Origin of the sequence: Sphingopyxis sp. Geo48, assembly GCF_949769155.1 — a bacterium.
Lineage (GTDB): Bacteria > Pseudomonadota > Alphaproteobacteria > Sphingomonadales > Sphingomonadaceae > Sphingopyxis.
Genome location: NZ_CATKPA010000009.1, coordinates 45,513 through 66,533 on the forward strand (window position 1 = coordinate 45,513; position 21,021 = coordinate 66,533).

Here is a 21,021-nt window from a genome sequence, read left to right on the forward strand (position 1 = left end):
TCAGAAACTCACGATCACATTGGCAAGGATCGAGACATAGGCCTTGTCGCGTTCCTTGTTGTCGAACAAATCCTTGAATCCCTTGCCCGGAAGGAGGACCGCGGCGCTGAGGCGCCCGACGATATTCTGCGTCGCCTTCGGCCGCCAGATCCCCGCGACCGACAGGTCGAAACCGATATCCTTCGGAATCGAGCCCTCGACGCGGAGGTTCTGGAGTACCTTCGTATTGTCGAACCAGAGGTGGTTGGCATTGAAGCTGACGCGCGTTTCGGGCGAGAGGTCGAAATCGGCGCCCGCGCCGACAAACACCGTGCCCGGATTGTTGAAGTTCGACTGCCCCTCCTCCTTCGACGAGCGCAGCGAATTCAATATGCCGTTGCGGCCGTTGATCGAGATGACGCGGCCGCCGCCCGCGAAGGGGATCGTCTGGCGGATCCAGTAGCTGGTGTCGGCGCCGCCGAAGATCGGATTCTCGAAGATCGCGTCGAACCCGCCCTCGACATTATTATACGGGTTGCGGTCGCCGCTGGCATAGAGGCCCGACAGGCGGAAGCGCATCCAGTCATGGTCGTAGCTGAGCTCGGCGGCAGCGAAGCCCGCGCGGATCTTCGCCGGCTTGCTGGTGAAGAAGCTGTTCCGGTCCTCGCCGAGCGCGGCGTAGAAGCTGGCCGTGACGTTGATCCGCCCGATGCGTCCGTCGGCGCTGTAGCCGAGATAGGCGACGTCATATTCGCGCCCGCGCAGATCGCCGAGCAGCGCCGGCCGCACCGGGAAACCATTGTGGTCGATCTGCACGTCTTTCTTTTCGCGGTTCATATTGTAGGTCACGCTGACCTGGCTGGTCAGCCCGACGAACGGGAAATCCTGGCGATAAAGATTAGCGGTGAAGATGAAATCGTCGCGCGGCGTCTGGGTGATGTCGTTGAGACCGCTGTTGGTATCCTTCTCGAGCCGCCAGAAGGCGGCGAGGTTGTACTGGAAGCGGTTGTTGTCGCGGTTGCCGAAGAAACGGACGCCGAGCTGGCTGTCGTTGAACAGGAAGCCGCGGAAATCGCTCTGGAAAGGCTGGATGCCGATGCGGATCGAATGGAAATCGTAGCGGTCGCTGTCGTTGCCGAGGTGCTTGTCGACGAACAGTTCCTGCACGCCGAGGAAGCTGTCGTAGCGGTGGCTCGGTTTCGACGGACGCACGTCGAGGACGCGCCGTTCGGGCACGTCGACATAATTGGCCTGATAGGCGAGCGTGACGCGATATTCGACATCGGGCGGCTTGAACGCGGTCGATCCCTTGATCAGCGCGGCGCCGGCGATGAAGGTCTGCGCGAACACAAAGCTGCGGTTCTTGCCGAACACGTCGATGCTGCCTGGGCGCGAAGTCGTCTGGACGCCGACGGGGATCGGGAAGGTGCGCGGTTCGAAGACCGTGTCGGACACGGCATTGGCGACAAAGAACCAGTCGTCGCCCTTGATCGGCAACCATTTGACCTTGTCGCGGTTGACCGGCCGGTCGCCCTTCAACGTATTCTGGTGATAGGGGTCGAACCAGCGTTCCTTGACGACGCCGAGTGTCTCGATCAGCCGCCAGCGGTCGGGGACCGGAAGCTGGTCGTCCATCCCCGGAAAGGCCTGCGGCGGCGGCGGGCGCAGCGCGCCGACATTGTCCTGCGTCAACTGGTCGGGAAGGTCGGGCGTGTAGCCGGGGCGGCGTCGCCCCTCGATGATCTGGGTGACGAGGTCGTCCTTGATCACTTCCTGCCAATCGACGGGTGGCGGCGGCGGTGTCAGTTCCTCGGTCGCCGGCGCCTGATCGGTCGCCGATGGCGTGGCACTTCCGTCAGCGGTTGCCGGATCGGTCGCGGGCGGCGGCGGCGCCTCGGCCGCGGGCGTCCCCTGCGCCGCGAGCGTCGCGATGATCGGCAGCAGGCTGACGTCGACGCTCACCCGCTAAAGCCCCTGACAGACATTTTGCTGATTGGTGTCGAGGAAGGGTGCGAACGGACAGCCGACATAACGCAGCCGCACCGTCTTGCCGTCGGCGAGCGTCACGACGACATTGTCCGACCGGATCGCCATCGGGGCATTGCCGATCCCGCCGACCCTGGCCCCGCCATTATGCGTGCCCAGGAAGCTGATCATGTCGTCCTGGTCGATACCGTCGCCCGACACGCCGATCCCGCCCACCAGCGTGCTGCCGCGATAGATCGGCACCGAGCCAGGAAAGATCTGGATGCCGTTCTGCAGCCGATTCTGTCCTGCAGCGACATCGGGCAGGGTCGTGCAACGCGCCGGCGTGTCGGGGTTCGCGCCTTGCAGGAAGCCGACATGCTGGCCGAGGTTGCCGATGATCAGCGCCGACTGGAGCCCGGTCGAGAAGGGGTTGAATTGCGCGATCGGGCGCGAGAAGGGGCCGTTCGGCCGCCCGACCTCGCCATCGGGGAAATAGGGGCGCGACAGATTGCCGCCCGCGCGGTCGGGGAAGGCGATCGTTCCCGTCAGCGCCGCCGGATTGTTCAGGAACGTCCGGACCGCCGTCACGAACTGCCGGATGTCGGCGCTGGCGTTGGCGCTGAGCTCGGCGCCCGCATTGGGGTTCGAGAAGAAGGCGGCGGTGCGCGCCTTCTGCAAGGACACGTCGGACCCGAAGATCGGCGCGTCGGGCGAGCGCACCATGCCGAGCGGGGTGCCGAAGGTGTCGACAACGGTGATCGTGACCTGCGCGCGGCTGTCGAGCGGTTTGCGGATCTGCGCGCGCGCGCGGCTCATCACCGTGAACGCCTCTTCGAGCACAGCGCGCACTTCGGCCTGCGAAAGCGGGGTGGCAACCGCCGCGCCGTCAGTGGCCGCGCGGATCGGATAGCGGTTGTTGCCGCTGCCGTCGGTGAAGATGAACGCGTCGCGGTTCGAGAATTCGGCCGGGGTCGACGCACGAATGCCCGACGCCTCGGTGCCATAGGCAATGCCCGCCGTGACCGCCGCGGCCGAATAGCCCGGCACCGCGACGAGATTGCCCGCGGTTCCGTTGAACGAGGCGAAGCTGGCGCCGCCGCTCGACATCACGCCCGCGAAGGTCGCGTCGGAAAAGCGCAAGGTCGTGCCATCGACGCTGATCTTGTCGGCGGTGATTGCCGCCGGCGCCTCGAATCCCCGCGTGCCGGCGAGCGCGATGAACTCCTCGGGGTCGTTCTCGATATCGAGGATGTTCGGGTCGCTGCCATAGACGCCGTCGCCCATCACCCCGATGCCGCCGACGAGCACGCCATTCTTGTAGAGCGGCAGCCCGCCCGCATCGGCGGCGAGGCCGAGCGGCGAGCGTTTCGGCCCGATCAGCGCGGCGTTGCCCGCGGCACCGAAGCGCGACGAGAAATCGCTGCACGGAAGCTGGCTGAACTGCACCCCGAACAGCGGCCCGCTTTCGAGCCCGACGGTGGTCGGCGCGGGCGGGAAATGCTCCTGGACGATCTGGCTCGCGGTGCGCGTCGAAAAGGCGTTGCCGCCGCTCGACAGATAGGCGCCGGTGATCGCCTTCGCGATCGCGCCGCCCTCTGCCGGGAAGGTGACATTCTGCGCGTCGATATTCTGGCCGTTCGGCGCGGGCGACGTCGTTGCGGTCGCGCGCGCGCCGTTCATGCGAAAAACAGCGAGGACGTTGCCGACGCGGTCGGTCACCGCGATCACCGACGGAAGCCCGCGCGCCTGCGCCTCCGATATCGCGTTGGCGAGGATCGTCTGGACCTCAGTGACGCTCAGCGATTCGGCGGCGGGCGGGGTGAACAACCCGCCGGTCGGGGTCGGCGTGGGGGTCGGGGTTGGGGTGGGGGTCGGCGTCCCGCCGCCTCCCCCGCCGCCGCCGCAGGAGGCGAGCAGAAGCGAAGCAGCCGCGACGAAGGCCACCGAATGAAAGAGGCGGGATGTGGGTTGCATATCTTTACCGCAGCGCCCCGATGGCGCGCACCGCGCTGCCCAGCGAAGCCTGGAAATCGGCGGGGCGGAAGGCGTTCGGATCCTTGACCGCGGTATAGGCGCGGTCGATGTCGGCGCGGATGCCGGCCGCGGCGCCGACGGTGATCCGGCCCGACGACACCATCGCGTTGAGCAGCGTGTCGACCCCCATTACCGCCTGCTGCGACCCCGAATAGTCGGTCAGCCGGTCGCCCACCGCCTTCGCCGAAATCGCATCGACGAGGGTGAAGGCGTCGGCGCCCGAGAAGCTGCGTGCGGCAAAGGCGGCCTTCAGCGCCGAGACCGTCTGCTGAAGCTGCGCGGCAGCGCTGACCGCACTCGCGCGGTCGATCGTCATCGCCTTGTGGAAGGCGGCGGTGCGGGCCGCGAGCTGGTCGGCGAGCGCGGGCGCGGCGACGCGCGCCGCCGCCGACAGCATGATCAGATTCTCGTCATTATAGGGCGGCATGCCCTCGGGGATGTTCGTCCGCCCCGGATTGTCGAGGCTGGTCTTCACCGGCTTCGCCTGATCGTAGATGCGGCGGTGGCAGCTGTGGCAGTCGAGGAAGTAGAATTCGGGGAACATCCCTTCGGTCCCGCGCCGCGACTGGAAGAGCGCGAGGCTGCGTTCGAGCGCGACCGCCTGCCCGACCGCCCACATCTGGACATGGTTGGTGCGCCCCGAACCCGCGCCGAACTTGCGCCAGCCATAGTCGGCGTCTTCCTGATGATGCGCCTGGAGCGAGGAGAAGAGATCGAGTTCGAACGAGATGCGCGGGTGCCCTGCGGCCATGAGGCGGTGGGTGACGAACTGCCCTTCGCCCGCCGAACCGAAGTGGCAGTCGACGCAGACGCCCGCGCGCACCACCGGATCCTCGAGCTTCCAGAGACCCGCGCGAAGGTTCGAGAGATGCTTGTCGCGCATCTCGGCGTCGGGGTTGGCGTTGGTGCCGATACCGGCATAGTGGCTCGCGATCCAGCCGCCCGCGGGTCCGTGGCACGATTCGCAGCCGACGCCATCCTCGAGCGGCACCGACCCGCGCCGCGCGCCGCCCGACGCGGCGATCGCGCCCTGCGTGCTGTGGCAGCCGAGGCACATCGGCGCGGTCGACGGATCGCCGATCCCGAGATTCTTCGCGATGAACTGGCTGCGGCTGTTGCTGAGCACCGCCCAGGCGCGACTATGCGCGCCGCCGGGGGTCGAGGGTTCCTGCCAGCGCATCAGCTCGTCCTGGCGGACAACGGTGCCGTCGCCCTCCATCCGGCCGTGACAGGTCGATCCCGCGCAGGAGGCGACGCCGGTATAGCGACCGCCCGCTTCGCCCTGCGAGCGCGCGGGGGGCGCCGCGACGATCGCGGCGATCGTCAGCGCCAGCAGCAACGCCGCGAGCGTCCAGACGGTCGCCCACAGTCGTTCGCCGCGCCCCACAATCGCGTCGGTCGTCATGCCCATGTCCCCTTTTCCCGCCTGGCGCTTTTGCGCCTAGACTGCGACTTACACCACTCCGAATGCCAGCATCGCGTCGGCCACCTTCTTGAAGCCCGCGATATTGGCGCCCTTCACATAGTCAATATAGCCATTGCCCTGATCGCCATAGGTCAGGCAACTTTTGTGGATGCCGTCCATGATGTCCTTGAGCATCTGTTGCAATTCGGCCTCGCTCCAGCTGCGTCGGCCGCTGTTCTGGCTCATTTCGAGGCCCGAGACCGCGACACCGCCGGCATTCGCCGCCTTGCCCGGCGCGAACATGATCTTCGCATGCTTGAAGTGATGCACGCCCTCGAGGTTGGTCGGCATGTTGGCGCCTTCGCTGACCGCAATGCAGCCATTGGCGACCAGCGTCTTGGCGTCCTCGCCAAGCAATTCATTCTGCGTCGCGCACGGCAGCGCAACGTCGCAGGGAACGCCCCATGGCGTCTTGCCTGCGGTGAAGCTCGCGCCTTTGAACTCGTCGCAATAATCCTCGATCCGGCCGCGGCGGTGCGTCTTGTGCGCCTTCACCCAGTCGATCTTGTCCTGCGTGATGCCGTCGGGATCGTGGATGAAACCGCCCGAATCGGACAGGGTGAGCACCTTGCCACCAAGCTGGACGATCTTTTCCGCCGCGTGCGTCGCGACATTGCCCGAGCCGGAGATGACGGCGGTCTTGCCGACGAGATCCTGCCCCTTGGCGGCGAGCATGTTGGCCAGAAAATACACCGCGCCATAGCCCGTCGCCTCGGTACGGATCAGCGAACCGCCCCATTCGAGCCCCTTGCCCGTGAGGACGCCGGTGAATTCGTTGGTGATACGCTTGTACTGGCCGAACATGAAGCCGATCTCGCGCCCGCCCACACCGATGTCGCCCGCGGGCACGTCGACGTCGGCGCCGATGTGCCGGTACAGCTCGGTCATGAAGCTCTGGCAGAAGCGCATGATCTCGCGCACGCTCTTGCCCTTGGGGTTGAAGTTCGACCCGCCCTTGCCGCCGCCCATCGGCAGCCCCGTGAGCGCATTCTTGAACGTCTGTTCGAAGGCGAGGAATTTGAGGACGCTTTCGGTCACGCTCGGGTGAAAGCGGATCCCGCCCTTGTACGGGCCGATGGCATTGTTGTTCTGGACGCGCCAGCCGCGTTGGACGCGAATATTGCCGGCGTCATCCTCCCAGCACACGCGGAAGGACACGACCCGGTCGGGCTCGGCGATGCGCCGCAATATCTGCTGCGCGTGATATTCTTCCTTGTCGGCGATGAAGTCGAAAATATCTTCGGCGACCTCCTGGACCGCCTGCACGAACTCATCCTGGCCGGGGTTGCGCTTCTTCACCCCTTCCATAAACGTCGGAAAGTCGACGTGATCCGAAACTGCCATGCACCCCTCCCCCTGTTGGCTGGGAAAATCGGTGCGACCCCACTGACGATTTTGTCGTTGACCGACCTCGCGGGTCGAAGGCTACACCATCGCGAGGCAAAGGCAAGACGCGAGCGCGTCGCGTCCATGTTTTTTGCGAGCCGGACGAGGGGACAAAGATGAGTGAGAGCAAGAAGATGGCAAGCGGGATGACGCCCACGAATCGGGCGATCCTGATAGCCGCCGCGCTGCTGCTCGTCGCCGCGATCGGCTATGCAATCTGGCGCGATTCCGCCGATTCTGCACCGCAGAAGTCCGTCGAAGCCACCGCGCCACCGGGAGATCAACTCGCCGCGCTGGAGGCACGGACGCGCGCCGAACCGGGCAGCGCCGAGGCGTGGATGCAGCTCGGCGCAGCGCGCTTCGACATGGGCGAATACGCGGGCGCGGTCGCCGCCTACGAGAAAGCGACCGCGCTTTCTTCCGACTCGGCGGGGCTCTGGTCGGCACTCGGCGAGGCGCGGGTAATGGCGAGCGAGCGCGACCCGATGCCCGCCGCGGCGCTCGCGGCGTTCAACAAGGCGATCGCGCTCGACGCGAAGGATCCGCGCGCGCGCTATTTCCTCGCGGTGAAAAAGGATGTCGGCGGCGACCACAAGGGCGCGATCGAGGACTGGTTCGCGCTGCTCGCCGATACGCCGCAGGGCGCCCCGTGGGAGGCCGACCTCCGCCGCACGATCGGGCAGGTCGGCGCGATCCACAAGATCGACGTCGCGATGCGGCTGCAGAATACGCAGGCGCGGCCGCTGACCGCCAACGAGATGCCGGTCGCGGCGCGGGCGATCCCGGGACCGACCCGCGCCGACATGGAAGCGGCGTCCCAGCTGCCCAAGGGTCAGCAGGATGCGATGATCGAGGGCATGGTGAGCGGGCTCGAAGCCAAGCTGAAGGCCAACCCCAAGGATGTCGACCGCTGGATCATGCTGATGCGCAGCCGCATGACGCTCGGCGAGAGCGCGAAGGCGGCGCAGGCGCTGAAGGACGGCGTCGCCGCCAATCCGGCCGCCGCCGGACGGTTGAAGGCTCAAGCGCAGCTGCTCGGCGTGCCGGGGGCCTAACCCGCCATCAGCGCCGCATTGCCGCCCGCTGCGGTGATGTCGGTCGAGATCGACTTTTCCTCGGCGAAACGGTGGAGGTAGTGCGGGCCGCCGGCTTTCGGGCCGGTGCCCGAGAGGCCGCGCCCGCCGAACGGCTGCGAGCCGACGATCGCGCCGATCTGGTTGCGGTTGACATAGACGTTGCCGACCTGCGCGCGCGCCGCGATATGCGCTGCAACGCCGTCGATGCGCGTGTGGACGCCCAATGTCAGGCCGTAGCCCGAGCTGTTGATCGCATCGATGAGCTGGTCGAGCTCGCCGCCCTTCCACGTCGCGACGTGGAGCACCGGTCCGAAAATCTCGCGCTTGAGGTCGGTGACATGGTCGAGGCGGATCAGGGCGGGCGGTACGAAATGGCCGTCCGCGGGCAAGTTCGTGCGCCCCGCTTCGGCGATCACACGGCCCACCGCGCGGGCTTCGGCGACATAAGCCGCAATATTGGCTTGCGCCTCGTCATCGATGATCGGGCCGACGTCTGTCGACAGGATTGCGGGGTCGCCAACGTTCAGCTCGGCCATCGCGCCCGCGACCATCGCGATCATCGTGTCGGCGACATCTTCCTGCACGCAAAGCAGGCGGAGCGCCGAACAGCGCTGGCCCGCCGACTGGAAGGCACTGGCAACGGCATCGCGCGCGACCTGTTCGGGGAGCGCGGTCGAATCGACGATCATCGCGTTTGCGCCGCCGGTCTCGGCGATCAAGGTCGCGATCGGCCCGTCGCGCCCCGCAAGGCTGCGGTTGATCATCCGCGCGACCTCGGTCGAGCCGGTGAAGGCGACGCCGATGATATCGTCATGCCCGGTAAGCGCCGCGCCGACGGTCTCGCCGCGGCCCGGGAGAAACGCAAGGACGTCGCCGGGAACGCCCGCTTCGAGCAGCAGCTCGACCGCAGCGTGCGCGATGAGCGGGGTCTGTTCGGCGGGTTTGGCGAGGACGCTGTTGCCCGCGGCGAGCGCGGCCGACACCTGCCCCAGGAAGATCGCGAGCGGAAAGTTCCACGGGCTGATCGCGACGAAGACGCCCTTGCCTTCGAGGACCAGCTCGTTGCGCTCGCCCGTGGGACCGGGAAGCGCGACGGGGTAAGTGAAGTCGGCGCGCGCCTGCGCCGCGTAATAGCGGAGGAAATCGACCGCTTCGCGCACCTCGGCGATCGCATCGACCAGCGTCTTTCCGGCTTCGTCGATCGCGAGGCCGAGGAAGAGGGCGTCACGTTCTTCGAGCAGATCGGCGGCGCGTTCGAGGCGCGCGGCGCGGAATTCGCCGCCGGCGAGGCTCCAGTCGCCCTGCGCCTTGCGCGCCGCGGCGACCGCGGCGTCGACGGTTTCGCGGTCGGCCTCGATCACCTGCCCGACGATAGCGCCGGTGGCAGGGTTGCGCACCGGCTCGGCGGTGCCGCTCTGCGTGACGCCGCCGACGATCGGGGCGGCGACATGGTTGCTCTGGCGCGCCTTGGCGATCGCGGCGGTGAGCGCTTCGGGGACGCCGGGTTCGCCGAGGTCATAGCCGCGCGAGTTGCGGCGTGCGGGATCGAAGAGTTCGAGCCCGGTCGCGATCGACCGCGGGGTGCTCTGGGCGCTACGTGGATCGACCGCGAGCTGTTCGGGGGTGACGTCGGGGTCCGAGAATTGATGCACGAAGCTGGAGTTCGCTCCATTTTCGAGCAGGCGGCGGACGAGATAGGCGAGCAGGTCGCGGTGCGTGCCTACGGGCGCATAGACGCGCACCGGGCGCGGCGGCGGATAGAGCGCCATGATCGCATCATGCGCGCCCTCACCCATGCCGTGGAGCCGCTGCAGCTCATAGTCGGCGCCAATGAACAGCTCGGTCACGAAGGCGAGCGTCATCGCATTGTGGCTGGCGAAGGCCGGGAAGATGCAGTCCTGCGCAGCGCGGAGGATCTGCGCGCAATGCATATAGTTGAGATCGGTGTGGTTCTTCGCGGTGAAGACGGGGAATTGGCCGAGCCCCATCGTCTGCGCGCGCTTGATCTCGGTATCCCAATAGGCGCCCTTGACGAGGCGCATCGACAGCTTGACCCCCCGCGCGCGCGCCTTTTCCGCGACCCAGCGGATCGCTTCGGGCGCGCGCTTCTGATACGCCTGGATCACGATGCCGAGCCCGGTCCAGCCGTCGGCGATGCCGGCGTCGATCAGCGCCTCGAACACGTCCATATGCGGTTCGAGCCGGTCGCTTTCCTCGGCGTCGATCATCAGCGGGATGTTCACATCGCGCGCCGCGCGCGCGAGCGTGATGACGCTCGGGATCAGTTCGTCTCGGACACGGTCGGCCTGCAAATATTCGTAGCGCGGATGGAGCGCCGACAGCTTGATCGAGATGCCGTGGTTGGCGTGCGGGTCGCCGGGCTTTGCCTTCTTGCCGATGCGCGCGATGGCATTGGCGTAACTGTCGTAATAGCGCCGCGCATCCTCGGCGGTGCGCGCGGCCTCGCCGAGCATGTCGAAGCTCGCGAGTTCCGGCTTTTCCTTGTCGGCGCGCTTGACCGCGGCATCGATCGTCTCGCCCATCACGAATTGCTGGCCGAGCAGCTTCATCGCCGCGAGCGCGGCCTGGCGGATCACCGGCTCGCCCGAGCGGCGGATCATCGATTTGAGGAGCGAGAGCGGGTTCGCCTTGCTGCCCATCGCGTCCAGCATCAGCGTCGCCGACCCCAAGGAAAGCCCGCGCGCCGACAGCGCGACGATCAGAGGGCTGTCCTCGTCCTCGCCTTCCTTCCAGTGCCGCCCGGCGATCTTGTCGCGGATCAGGGCGTTCGCGGTCGCGCTGTCGGGGACGCGCAGCAGCGCTTCGGCAAGGCACATCAGCACGACGCCTTCCTCGGTCGAGAGGCGGTAGCGGTTCATCAGCTGCGCGACGAGCGTCTCGCTTTCGCCCTCGGCCTTCGCCTTGCGGATGAGCGCAAGCCCGCGGGCGGTTGTCGCCGCGACGGTCGCGGGCGAACGGGCGAGCTCGGCGCGCAGGTCGGCCACGATATCGGTTTCGGAACGGCGGGCGAGGGCGCGGAGCGCGGCGCGGTCGTTAGGCTGGGTCATGACGCGCACCCTACAACATCGCATCGCGGCGATCCGACCTAATATCGCGCCAAGAATTTATGTTTTGACCTATTTTGTGGCTTGTTTTAGTCGATAATCATGATGGAAGCCAGCAAGACAGTCGAATTGGATGATTTCGACCGGAAGATCCTTGCAATTCTGCGCAAGGATGGCCGTATCACCTTCACCGACCTTGCCCAGCAGGTCGGCCTGTCGAAGACGCCGTGCCAGCAGCGCGTCCGCCGGCTCGTCGAACAGGGCGTGATTTCGGGCTTTGCGGCGATCGTCGATCCGGCGAAGGTCGGGCTCGACCATGTCGCCTTCGCCGAGGTCCGCCTGTCCGACACGCGCGAGGCGGCGCTGCGCGAGTTCAACGCCGCCGTGCGGCGGATCGCCGAGATCGAGGAATGCCACATGATCGCGAGCAGCTTCGACTATCTGCTCAAGGTCCGCACCTCGGACATGCGGCGCTATCGCACGGTGCTCGGCGAGAAAATCTCGAGCCTGCCGCACGTCGCGAACACCTCGACCTTCGTCGTGATGGAAACGGTTCGCGAGGCGGCGCGCTGAGGCGGCAGGCCCATTGACCGTCGCCGCCCGCTGTGCCAATCGCGCGGGATCGCGGGTGTAGCTCAATGGTAGAGCAGAAGCTTCCCAAGCTTACGACGAGGGTTCGATTCCCTTCACCCGCTCCACCTCCTTCACCTTCACCTTCTGGCTGACGAACTCGATCTCGCTATAGGCCGTGAGAAAGGCAATGTCGGCGGCGTCGCGGCCGACGCAGATCCGTGCGGTTTCGGTCGGCTTGGTCATTCCGGTCGCATCGACCATATGCCAGTCGCCATCGAGATAGACTTCGGCGACGGCATGAAAATCCTGCGGATCGACGCCGAGCGCATAGACGCTCGCCATGCGCGCCGGGATATGCGCCGCGCGCGCCAGAGCGATCATGACATGCGCATAGTCGCGGCAGACCCCGCGCCGTTCGACGAAGCTGTCGAGCGCGCCGGTTTCCGAATTGCTCGATCCCGAGACATAGGTGAAGCGGCTTTCGATCCAGTCGCGCATACGCCCGATCTTCTTGCCGCCCTCATGATCGCCGAAACGACGCTCGACGAAGGCGTGGAATTTGTTCGACGGGCAGTATCGCGATTCGTTGAGATAGGGCACCGCTTCTGCAGGCAGGCGATGGAGCGGGACGGCGCTCAACGCGCGGAAATTTTCCTCAGGCCGGTCGATTTCGACGAGCGCGCGATATTCGGCCCGAAATTCGCCACTGGTGCGCAGCCATATCGGCTCGCAAATCCCGTCGCTGGCGGGAACGCGGGCGAGATTTTCAGGATCGCCCATGTCGAGCGAACTGTCGATCACATGCTGGCCATGGCCGTTGGCGGCCTCGACCTGCAACATCAGGTCGACCGGTTCGGGGAGGCGGTAATTTAGGGACGCGGAAATTTTCAGTTTCATCTATCGCCAACGCTTGAGGGAAGGATCGGTGCCGCTAGTGACAATCGGGGTAAAGAACAAGTGACGCCTTCGCGGACCATACCCTTTATCGTCGTTACCATCTTCATCGACGCAATCGGGTTCGGCATCATCATGCCGGTGCTGCCGCAGCTAGTCATGGAGGTCGGCAAGATCGATCTGCCGCACGCGATCGAGATCGGTGCCTGGATCGGACTGGTGATGGCGGTCGCGACCTTCCTCGCTTCGCCGGTGCTCGGTAATCTGTCCGACCGCTTCGGCCGGCGGCGCGTGCTGCTGCTCTCGCTCGGCGGACTGGCGGCCGATTACACGCTGCTGACCGTCGTCGGCACGCTGCCCTGGCTGTTCGTCGCGCGGGCGATTTCGGGGATATTCGGCGGCAGCTATGCAGCGGCGCAAGCGGCGATCGCCGACATCACCAAGCCCGAAGACCGCGCGCGCAACTTCGGCTTTGTCGGCGCGGCCTTCGGAGTCGGCTTCGTCGTCGGCCCGGCAATCGGCGGCTTGCTCGGCGAGATGAGCCCGCGCGCGCCCTTCGTGGCGGCGGCGATTCTGGCGGCGGCGAATATGCTCTATGGCCTGATCATCTTCCCCGAGACGCTGTCGCCCGAGCGCCGCCGCGCCTTCGACTGGCGCCGCGCCAATCCGCTGGGTGCGCTCCAGACCATGCGCGGCCTCCCTGGCATGGGCGGAATCGCGACCGTCCTCGTGCTCTGGCAGATCGCGAGCCTCGTCTATCCGATGACGTGGAGCTTCTATTGCATCGCACAGCTCGGCTGGACGCCGGGGATGATCGGTGCGAGCCTGGCTGCGGTCGGGGTCGCCATCGCGATCGGTCAGGCCTTCGTCGTCGGGCCCGTAGTCGCGCGATTCGGAGAGCGCGATGCCGCCACGCTCGGCATCCTGATCGCCGTTGCGGTCTATATCGGTTATGCCTTCACGACCTCGACGCTCGGCGCCTTCCTGCTGCTGATCCCGATTGCCTTGCAGGCACCGGTTCAGCCGTCGCTGATGGCAATGATGTCGCGCCGCGCGACGCCCGAAACGCAGGGCGAGGTGCAGGGAATTTCGGCGATGGCGATGGGGCTGGGACAGCTTGCCGCGCCGGCGCTGCTCACGGGAACGATGGCCCATTTCACGGGGGACAACGCGCCGATGCATTTCCCCGGGGCGGCCTTCGTCGTGGCGGCGATCTTCGGATTATTGGCAATCGTGATGCTGCGCCGCCTGCCGCGCGCGCAGCCGGCCGATCAAATCCCGCCGTCGGTCACTGCATAGCCGAGCGCTTCGAGCCCAGCGGTGAGCATCGCGACGCAAGCGGCGACCGCATCCCCGTCAGTCGATCGGATCACGAAGTTCGCGCCGACCCGGCCGTCACGGAAGAAGGGATAGCTGCCGATGGCGACGCCGGGATGGTCCTTCTCGCCTTGACGGAGCAGGTCGGCGACCTCGCTTTCGGGCGACCAGGCCCCGATCGTATGCGCGACGAGCGGCGCGCCGCCTTCGAGTTCGCCGGTGAGCGCGTCGAGCATCCCCGCGGTGATGTGGGGGACGCCCGCCATGATGAAGAGATTTCCTAGGCGGATGCCCGGCGCGCCCGACATGCGGTTCGGGATCAGGTCGGCGCCCTCGGGGACGCGGGCCATGCGCAGCCGCGCCTCGGTCAGCTCGATCCCGCGCCCGTTATAGTAACGTTCGAGGATCGCGCGCGCTGCGGGGTGGATGATCACCCCGACGCCCAGCGCCTTCGCCACCGCGTCGACCGTGATGTCGTCGTGCGTCGGCCCGATCCCGCCGGTGGTGAAGACATAGTCGTAACGCGCGCGGATGGCGTTCAGCGCGTCGACGATCTCATCCTCGACGTCGGGCACGATCCGCACTTCGCGCAGCCTGATCCCCTGCACGTCGAGCCAGGTCGCGATCTGCGACACATTCTTGTCCTGCGTGCGGCCCGAGAGAATCTCGTCGCCGATCACCAGCACGGCGGCGGTCCAGATGCGTTCGTCGCTCATCGCTTTGCCTTAACCGCGAACGGTGACAAAACAAGCCCGCTGGAACATCGAAATTGTTCCTGATATGTTCTTACCCGACTCGCACGCCCCAAAGGGAGACGCATCATGGCAGAAGAGCTGATTTTCTACACCAATCCCATGTCGCGCGGCCAGATCGTCCGCTGGATGCTCGAAGAGGTCGGCGCGCCCTATGAGACGAACATCCTCGGCTACGGCACCTCGATGAAGGACGACGCCTATCTCGCGATCAACCCGATGGGGAAGGTTCCGGCGATCGTCCATAACGGCAAGGTGGTGACCGAATGCGCCGCGATCTGCGCCTATCTGGCCGATGCCTTTCCGTCGGCGGGGCTCGCGCCGGCATTGGCCGATCGCGCCGATTATTATCGCTGGATGTTCTTCGCCGCCGGGCCGGTCGAGCAGGCGATCACCGCCAAGCATCTCGGGATCGAACCCGACGCCGACCAGCAGCGTTCGGCAGGCTTCGGCACGCTGGAGCATGCGCTCGACGCGCTTGAAAGCGCGGTCGCGGGCAAGACTTGTGTTGCGGGCGACCGCTTCACCGCGGCCGACGTCTATGTCGGTAGCCAGGTCGATTGGGGCCTGCAGTTCGGGACGATCCCGTCGCGCCCGGCGTTCGAAGCCTATGCCGCCGGTCTTCGCGAACGCGCTGGCTACAAGGCGGCGAAGGCGATCGACAATGCGCTGATCGCCGAGATGCAGGCAGCAAGCCCCGCTTAGGGCAGCGCCTTCAGCAACGCGATCGCATGCGGGGCAAGGCGCTTGATCTGCGGATCCTGCGTCTCGGCCGCGCTGACATAGATGGCGTTCGCGAATGCGGTTGTGTTGTGAACCGCCGCGAGGCCGGCATCGTTCGTATAGGCGTCCGTCCAGCGCGCACTCGTATCGGGATGCAGCGCCTTGAACCATGCCGCCCAAGCCGCGTCATCGATATCGGGGCGCCTGGCGAGAAACAGCACGGGCCGCGCGAGGCGGGCCGATTCGCCATGATGATAATAGGGCGAGGCGGTCGGCGCGACCTGCGCCGCTATCGCGCCGAGCAGCAACTCGGCATCGGCACGCGTCAGCCGCGGATTGAGCGCGAGCTGGAGCGCGAGGTCGGAACCATGCGCCACACCGTGCCGCCACCCCTCGCCGGCGGTGAAGCCGCGATAGTCGCTGACGCCGCGTAGATAAGCGGCACCCGTCGCCGCAAGCGCGCGCAATTCGGCTTCGCTCATCCACGGCGCGAGGCGATCGGTGCGCGCGACTTCCGACAGCGCAAGCGCGGCAAAGGGCTTCGCGAAGCCGGCGCGATCATCGGACGCGGTCGCCATAGCCGTCAGTCGGCCGAGCGCGTGGCGCATCTGGTCGGTGCGCAGATGGTTGCCGCGCAGTCCTTCCGACCAGAGCGCATAGGCGAAATCGTCACGCACCGCGGGATCGGGATCGCCGAGGCAGGCGGCGAGCGCATCGAGGTCGGTCTTGCTCGCCCTCGGGAAAAATGCGGCGGCATAGGCTTCAAGGTCGCCATCGGCCGGCCGCGCCACATTGCAGGGCGCGGCTCCGTCGTCCTTTGCATCCGCCGTCGGCGCCAGCGTCGCCATGGCAACGGCGATGATACCCACCAACCTCATGTCACCCCCGCTCCAAGAAAAAGGCCCGGCGAATCGCTCCGCCGGGCCCGTGTCGTGTCGATGTCCGGCCGCCTATTCGCGGTTGCCCAGCAGGTTGAGCAGGAAGGTGAACATGTTGACGAAGTCGAGGTAGAGCGTCAGCGCGCCCATCACCACCGACTTGCCGACAAAGTCGGTCCCGCGGACATAGAAATACATGCTCTTGATCTTCTGCGTGTCATAGGCGGTCAGGCCCGCGAACAGCAGCACGCCGATAACGCTGATCGCCAGCGCCAGCGCGCCCGACTGGAACACGAAAGCGTTGAGCAGCATCGCGACGATGATGCCGACGAGGCCCATGATCAGGAAGGTGCCGAAACCCGACAGATCCTTCTTGGTCGTGTAGCCATAGAGGCTGAGGCCGAGGAAGGCCGCCGCGGTCGCGAAGAAGGTCTGCGCGATCGAGGTGTTGGTGAAGACGAAGAAGATCGCCGCCATCGACACGCCCATCACCGCCGCATAAGCCCAGTAAAGCGCCTGCGCCGCAGCCGTCGACAGCTTGTTGATGCCGAAGCTCAGCACCATCACGAAGGCGAGCGGGGCGAGCATGATCACCCACTTGACCGGTCCCGGACCGAACAGCAGCGCGGGTGCGCCTTCCCACTGCGAGAAGAGCATCGCGACAACGCCGGTCAGCAGGACGCCCGACGCCATATAGTTGTAGACCGACAGCATGTACGACCGCAGGCCCGCATCGACGGCCTGATCCATCGCGCTCGCGCTGCCTGGGAAGCCGGACGCCGCCATATTGGGGTCGTTCCAATTAGCCATTTTCATCTCCATCACCGGCCAGACGATACCGGCCGTGGCGATAATATCGGGATATTCGCGGCTCGTTTCAAGCGAAACCGGACATGCGCCCTGTTTCGGCTTCGCAGCCGTCGCGCACCGCCCTATGCTGGCACCGCCATGTCGACCCATCGCCTGTTCGTCGCCCTGCGCCCGCCGCGCCCGATCCGGCAACAATTGCTCGCCGCGATGCACGGCATTTCGGGCGCGCGCTGGCAAGATGACGAACAGCTCCACCTCACGCTGCGCTTCATCGGCGAAGTCGACCGCCACCGCGCCGAGGACATCGCCGCCGCGTTGGGCAGCCTGTACGCGCCCGCGATCGAGGCGCGGATCGCCGGGGTCGGCCTGTTCGAGCGGCAAGGCCGGCCGCACATGGTCTGGGCAGGGGCTCTACCCCACGCGCCGCTCGCCGCGCTGCATCGCAAGGTCGACCAGCTGCTCGCGCGCGTCGGGGTCGTGCCCGAAACCCGAGCCTTCGTGCCGCATATCACGCTCGCGCGGCTCAACCGCGGATCGGGCCCGGTCGCGCCCTTCCTTGCGCTGAACAGCGACTTTGCCAGCGAACCCTTTCCGTTCGGCCATGTCACGCTCTACGAAAGCGAGATGGGGCACGGCGGCTCGCGTTATCATCCGGTCGCGCGCTATCCTCTCGACGAGGCGACGAGCGCGGCAGCGACCGCGCTGACATCGTCCCATGTTTCGGCGAAGCCGTTATCGGCGCCATAATAGGGATCGGTGACGCTTTCCCCTTCGCGGCCGGCGACCAGATCGAGCATCAGCCTGAGCTCGGCGGTCGCGCCGATGGGACGAAGCGCGCGGGCGTCGCGCAGATTGGCCTCGTCGGCGGCAAGGATGAGGTCGAAATCATGAAAGTCGCTGCGGCGAAGCTGGCGCGCGCGAAGGTCCGAGATGTCGGCACCGCGCCGCCGCGCCTCGGCCTGTGCGCGATGGTCGGGCGGGTGGCCGACGTGCCAGTCGCCGGTGCCCGCCGAATCGAGCCTCGCAGCGATCCCGGCCGCGGCAAAGGCGGCGCGCGCGGCCCCTTCGGCAAGCGGGGAGCGGCAGATATTGCCGAGGCAGAGGAAGAGAATCGCGGGGGGATTTGGTCGATCTTCGCGCATATCGTCCGTCTTCGCTCCAAAGGTGAACCGACTTTCAACTTGCGCCGGGCGGCGGCTCGTGCGACCACCGCGACATAAGGATAATGGGTCAGGGAGAGGGTTGCCAGATGGCCGATAGCGCGAGCGTGAACGAGACGGCCGGGGCGCCGCCCGCCGGGCCGCAGGCCAGCGGCTATAGCTGGTACGTGCTGTTCGTGCTGGTCGTCGTCTATATCCTCAATTTCATCGACCGGCAGATCCTGAGCATCCTTGCGGTCGATATCAAGGCCGACCTCGGGCTCAAGGATTCGGACCTCGGCTTCCTCGGCGGCGCTGCGTTCGCGGTCTTCTATGCGCTGTTCGGTATTCCGCTCGGCCGGCTCGCGGACAATTGGAGCCGCGTGAAGCTGCTCTCGATCGGCCTGACTCTGTGGTCGACGATGACCGCGCTGTCGGGCTTCGCATACAACAAGGTGACGCTGACCTTCGCGCGCATGGGCGTCGGCGTCGGCGAGGCGACCGCGAGCCCGACCGCTTACTCGCTGATCTCCGACTATTTCCCGAAGCGGCAGAAGGCGACCGCGCTCGCCATCTATTCGTCGGGGCTCTACCTTGGCGGCGGCGTGTCGCTGTTCATCGGCGCGGCGATCGTCGAGGCGTGGAACCGCTCCTATCCGGCCGGCGGCCCGATGGGGCTCGTCGGCTGGCAGGCGGCGTTCCTCGCAGTCGGCATTCCCGGGCTGATCGTCGCCCTCTGGGTTGCAACGCTGCGCGAACCCGTCCGCGGCGCGATGGACGGCGTCGCGAGCCCCAGTTCGGCGACCCCTTTCCGCGCGTTCGGCAAGGATCTGTCGATGATCGTCCCGCCGCTGACGCTCTATGGCGCCTGGAAGCGCGGACCCGCGGCGCTGGGGGTCAACATCGGCTTTGCGGCGGCGGTGTCGGCCTTCGCCTGGTGGATGATCGCACTGACAGGCAATTTCCCGCAATGGTCGGCGGTGGCGCTCGGCTACTATGCGGTCTTCTCCTGGGCCTGCACGCTCCGGGCGCACGATCCCGCCACGTTCCGGCTGATCTGGGGCACCCCTGCCTTCATCTGCACGACGCTGGGATACGGCCTTGTCAGCCTCGCCGCCTACGCCCTCGGCTTCTGGTCGGCGCCCTATGCCGAAACCGTGCTGGGCCTGCCGAAGCAGGAACTGGCCCTCATCCTCGGCGCCAACGGCGCACTCAGCGGCTTCATCGGCGTGATCGTCGGCGGACGGATCGCCGATGCGTTGCGCGAACGGAATCCCGCAGGCCGCATCCTGATGATCATCTTCGGTGTCGTCGCCCCGATCATCCCGATCTGGATTGGCTACACGACCGAAAATTCGACGCTCTTCTATGCGATGAACTTCCTTGCGGGCATGTTCGGCGCGACCGCGCTCGGCGCGGCGGCAGCGACGACGCAGGATCTGGTTCTGCCGCGGATGCGCGGCACCGCGACCGCCGCCTTCTTCCTCGGCACCACGCTCGTCGGCCTGTCCTTCGGTCCCTATATGGTCGGTCAGATTTCCGACCTCGCGGGGACGATCGTCGACGGCAAGCCGGTCAGCGACCTGCGCACGGGAATCCTGTCGCTGATCGCGGTCGCGCCGGTCGCGCTCGGCCTCCTCGTCTACGCCTATCGCGCGGTGCCGCGCGCCGAGGCGACGATCGCCGAGCGCGCGGCGGCCGCGGCCGCCTGACGGGCGATTATTTCGCCGACCCGAGCGCGATCACCCCGCACGCGACGCGCGCGCCGCTGTTGCCGCTGGGGTCGGTCTTGAGATCGTCGGGCTTGGCATGGATGACGAACGCCGCGCCGTCGGCGTCGAGCAGCCCGCCCTCGCCGCTGAGCCGGGTGCCGACGATCTTCAGCGTCGCGCGGCCGATCTCGCCGCTTTCGACCACAAGATTCGGCAGGTCGCCGTGATGCGCTCCCATCGGGTTGTCGCGGCCGTGCTGGGCGCCGGTCGGGTTCCAGTGCGGGCCCGCGCTCGCGAAATCGGGGCCGTCGCAGCGGCCGACGGCGTGGACGTGCATGCCATAGGTGCCGGGCGCAAAGCCGCGCGCGACGAGTTCGATGCGCAGCCCGTCGCTATCCTTGTAGAAATCGGCGCGGCCGCGATCGGCGCCCGCCGCGTCGAACAGCGGCGCCGAGGCGTCGGCGGGCGGCAGCGTCTGCGTCGGCTTGCCCCCCATCCCGGCACATCCGGCCAGCGCCAGCGTCGCGGCCCCCAGCAGCGCGGCGGCGAGTTTCGGGCGGCGGTCGGCGGGCTGGGTCATCTCTCTTCTCCGGTTGCTTGACGATCATAACGCCGTCGGCGGCGATTTCGATCCACCGCGATGATGCCCTCGACTCGTCGCGCTGCCAAGTGCGATATGGGCGAAGGGCCGGCCCACGCCAGCCGGCGATCTCCTTGGAAGCGGGCCGCTTTGCCCGGTGGCTCTTGCCGGGAGAGGCACCGATGACTTTCGCCAATTCCGAATTCGTCGCGCTGGTGAAGCGGACGCGCGCGAAATTCGGCGTCGGGATCGACGAAGCGCCCGAGCCGGTTTTCGCCGACGCGGAGATGCGGCGCCCGATTGCTTGGCGAATCAGCCACGACCCCGGGTGCCGGCGGCAGGCGCTTCACGATCTGAAGCGAAAAGGCGAGACGTCGTTTTTCGTCGAGATCGATGGCCGTTTGCGGTTTCGCGAAGCTGGCAAGGACGACTGATGGCAGGGGCTGGTTCGGGGCGGGGAGCGGCGATGGCTTCCCTGTCATCGCGCCCTGGATTTCAAAGTTCAGGAAAGTTCAGCCTATTGCGCCCTTCGTTTTGGGGCGGGCGGATTGCCGGACGCGCCGCGCCCGCAAGCCAAGCCGAGACCGTCTTTTATCACCGGATGGAAGAGCCAGATGAAGGCTGGCACAGCGGGATGATGTAGGAAAGGTCCTATCTGAAGCCGATGGCG

18 protein-coding genes and 1 tRNA gene are annotated in these 21,021 nt (G+C 66.6%); 8 read left to right on the plus strand and 11 right to left on the minus strand.

Annotated elements, in window-relative coordinates; translation table 11 throughout:
* From QOL79_RS18635 to gdhA, 4 genes are read right to left on the minus strand one after another with little or no spacing between them, the layout of a single operon-like run.
* On the minus strand, nt 1-1,941 hold the full coding sequence (locus QOL79_RS18635; RefSeq protein ID WP_283420354.1) for a hypothetical protein: 1,941 nt from the start codon (nt 1,939-1,941) through the stop codon (nt 1-3).
* 3 nt (nt 1,942-1,944) lie between these two features.
* Nucleotides 1,945-3,921, minus strand: a complete 1,977-nt coding sequence (locus tag QOL79_RS18640) for a heme-binding protein (protein WP_283420355.1) — start codon at nt 3,919-3,921, stop codon at nt 1,945-1,947.
* A 4-nt stretch (nt 3,922-3,925) separates the two neighbouring features.
* Nucleotides 3,926-5,386 (minus strand): multiheme c-type cytochrome, encoded by a 1,461-nt coding sequence (locus QOL79_RS18645; RefSeq protein WP_283420356.1) that lies wholly within the window; start codon nt 5,384-5,386, stop codon nt 3,926-3,928.
* Between the two features lie 48 nt (nt 5,387-5,434).
* Nucleotides 5,435-6,790 (minus strand): NADP-specific glutamate dehydrogenase, encoded by a 1,356-nt coding sequence (gdhA, locus tag QOL79_RS18650; RefSeq protein ID WP_283420357.1) that lies wholly within the window; start codon nt 6,788-6,790, stop codon nt 5,435-5,437.
* 158 nt (nt 6,791-6,948) lie between these two features.
* Between gdhA and QOL79_RS18655 the strand changes: the two genes are divergently transcribed.
* Entirely contained in the window at nt 6,949-7,887 is a 939-nt protein-coding gene (locus tag QOL79_RS18655; RefSeq protein ID WP_283420358.1) for a tetratricopeptide repeat protein, read from the plus strand.
* On the opposite strand, the gene putA is transcribed toward QOL79_RS18655, so the two are convergent.
* Nucleotides 7,884-10,976 carry a bifunctional proline dehydrogenase/L-glutamate gamma-semialdehyde dehydrogenase PutA gene (gene putA / locus QOL79_RS18660; protein ID WP_283420359.1) on the minus strand — a complete coding sequence of 1,031 codons (3,093 nt, stop codon included), beginning with the start codon at nt 10,974-10,976 and terminating at the stop codon, nt 7,884-7,886. The two genes, QOL79_RS18655 and putA, sit on opposite strands and share 4 nt — an antisense overlap.
* Before the next feature lie 99 nt (nt 10,977-11,075).
* Between putA and QOL79_RS18665 the strand changes: the two genes are divergently transcribed.
* Nucleotides 11,076-11,546: an Lrp/AsnC family transcriptional regulator gene (locus QOL79_RS18665; RefSeq protein ID WP_283420360.1), complete on the plus strand. Its 471-nt coding sequence runs from the start codon at nt 11,076-11,078 to the stop codon at nt 11,544-11,546.
* A gap of 51 nt (nt 11,547-11,597) precedes the next feature.
* A tRNA-Gly gene (locus QOL79_RS18670) sits at nt 11,598-11,671 on the plus strand.
* On the opposite strand, the gene QOL79_RS18675 is transcribed toward QOL79_RS18670, so the two are convergent.
* Nucleotides 11,637-12,443 (minus strand): transglutaminase-like domain-containing protein, encoded by an 807-nt coding sequence (locus QOL79_RS18675; protein ID WP_283420361.1) that lies wholly within the window; start codon nt 12,441-12,443, stop codon nt 11,637-11,639. The two genes, QOL79_RS18670 and QOL79_RS18675, sit on opposite strands and share 35 nt — an antisense overlap.
* A gap of 60 nt (nt 12,444-12,503) precedes the next feature.
* Between QOL79_RS18675 and QOL79_RS18680 the strand changes: the two genes are divergently transcribed.
* Nucleotides 12,504-13,739: an MFS transporter gene (locus QOL79_RS18680; RefSeq protein WP_502957498.1), complete on the plus strand. Its 1,236-nt coding sequence runs from the start codon at nt 12,504-12,506 to the stop codon at nt 13,737-13,739.
* On the opposite strand, the gene QOL79_RS18685 is transcribed toward QOL79_RS18680, so the two are convergent.
* Complete coding sequence (locus QOL79_RS18685; protein ID WP_283420362.1) at nt 13,712-14,473, minus strand: competence/damage-inducible protein A; 762 nt, start codon at nt 14,471-14,473, stop codon at nt 13,712-13,714. The two genes, QOL79_RS18680 and QOL79_RS18685, sit on opposite strands and share 28 nt — an antisense overlap.
* Nucleotides 14,474-14,578: 105 nt before the next feature.
* Between QOL79_RS18685 and QOL79_RS18690 the strand changes: the two genes are divergently transcribed.
* A complete protein-coding gene (locus QOL79_RS18690) occupies nt 14,579-15,214 on the plus strand; it encodes a glutathione S-transferase family protein (protein ID WP_283420363.1) in 636 nt (211 codons plus the stop codon).
* On the opposite strand, the gene QOL79_RS18695 is transcribed toward QOL79_RS18690, so the two are convergent.
* Nucleotides 15,211-16,110: a DUF2785 domain-containing protein gene (locus tag QOL79_RS18695; RefSeq protein WP_283420364.1), complete on the minus strand. Its 900-nt coding sequence runs from the start codon at nt 16,108-16,110 to the stop codon at nt 15,211-15,213. The genes QOL79_RS18690 and QOL79_RS18695 overlap by 4 nt on opposite strands.
* A gap of 72 nt (nt 16,111-16,182) precedes the next feature.
* Nucleotides 16,183-16,920, minus strand: a complete 738-nt coding sequence (locus tag QOL79_RS18700; protein WP_215349165.1) for a Bax inhibitor-1/YccA family protein — start codon at nt 16,918-16,920, stop codon at nt 16,183-16,185.
* Between the two features lie 138 nt (nt 16,921-17,058).
* Between QOL79_RS18700 and thpR the strand changes: the two genes are divergently transcribed.
* Entirely contained in the window at nt 17,059-17,667 is a 609-nt protein-coding gene (gene thpR, locus QOL79_RS18705) for an RNA 2',3'-cyclic phosphodiesterase (RefSeq protein ID WP_204993458.1), read from the plus strand.
* Here the strand turns inward: thpR and QOL79_RS18710 are convergent.
* Nucleotides 17,583-18,062, minus strand: a complete 480-nt coding sequence (locus QOL79_RS18710; RefSeq protein ID WP_204993459.1) for a low molecular weight protein-tyrosine-phosphatase — start codon at nt 18,060-18,062, stop codon at nt 17,583-17,585. The genes thpR and QOL79_RS18710 overlap by 85 nt on opposite strands.
* Before the next feature lie 107 nt (nt 18,063-18,169).
* Here QOL79_RS18710 and QOL79_RS18715 point away from each other — a divergent pair, with 107 nt between their 5' ends.
* Nucleotides 18,170-19,771, plus strand: a complete 1,602-nt coding sequence (locus QOL79_RS18715) for a spinster family MFS transporter (RefSeq protein ID WP_283420365.1) — start codon at nt 18,170-18,172, stop codon at nt 19,769-19,771.
* A gap of 7 nt (nt 19,772-19,778) precedes the next feature.
* Here QOL79_RS18715 and QOL79_RS18720 read toward each other — a convergent pair whose 3' ends face one another.
* Nucleotides 19,779-20,351, minus strand: a complete 573-nt coding sequence (locus QOL79_RS18720) for a superoxide dismutase family protein (protein WP_283420366.1) — start codon at nt 20,349-20,351, stop codon at nt 19,779-19,781.
* Nucleotides 20,352-20,533: 182 nt separating this feature from the next.
* Between QOL79_RS18720 and QOL79_RS18725 the strand changes: the two genes are divergently transcribed.
* Nucleotides 20,534-20,785, plus strand: coding sequence for a hypothetical protein (locus QOL79_RS18725; protein WP_058455925.1), 252 nt, complete (start codon nt 20,534-20,536; stop codon nt 20,783-20,785).
* Nucleotides 20,786-21,021: the final 236 nt, after the last annotated feature.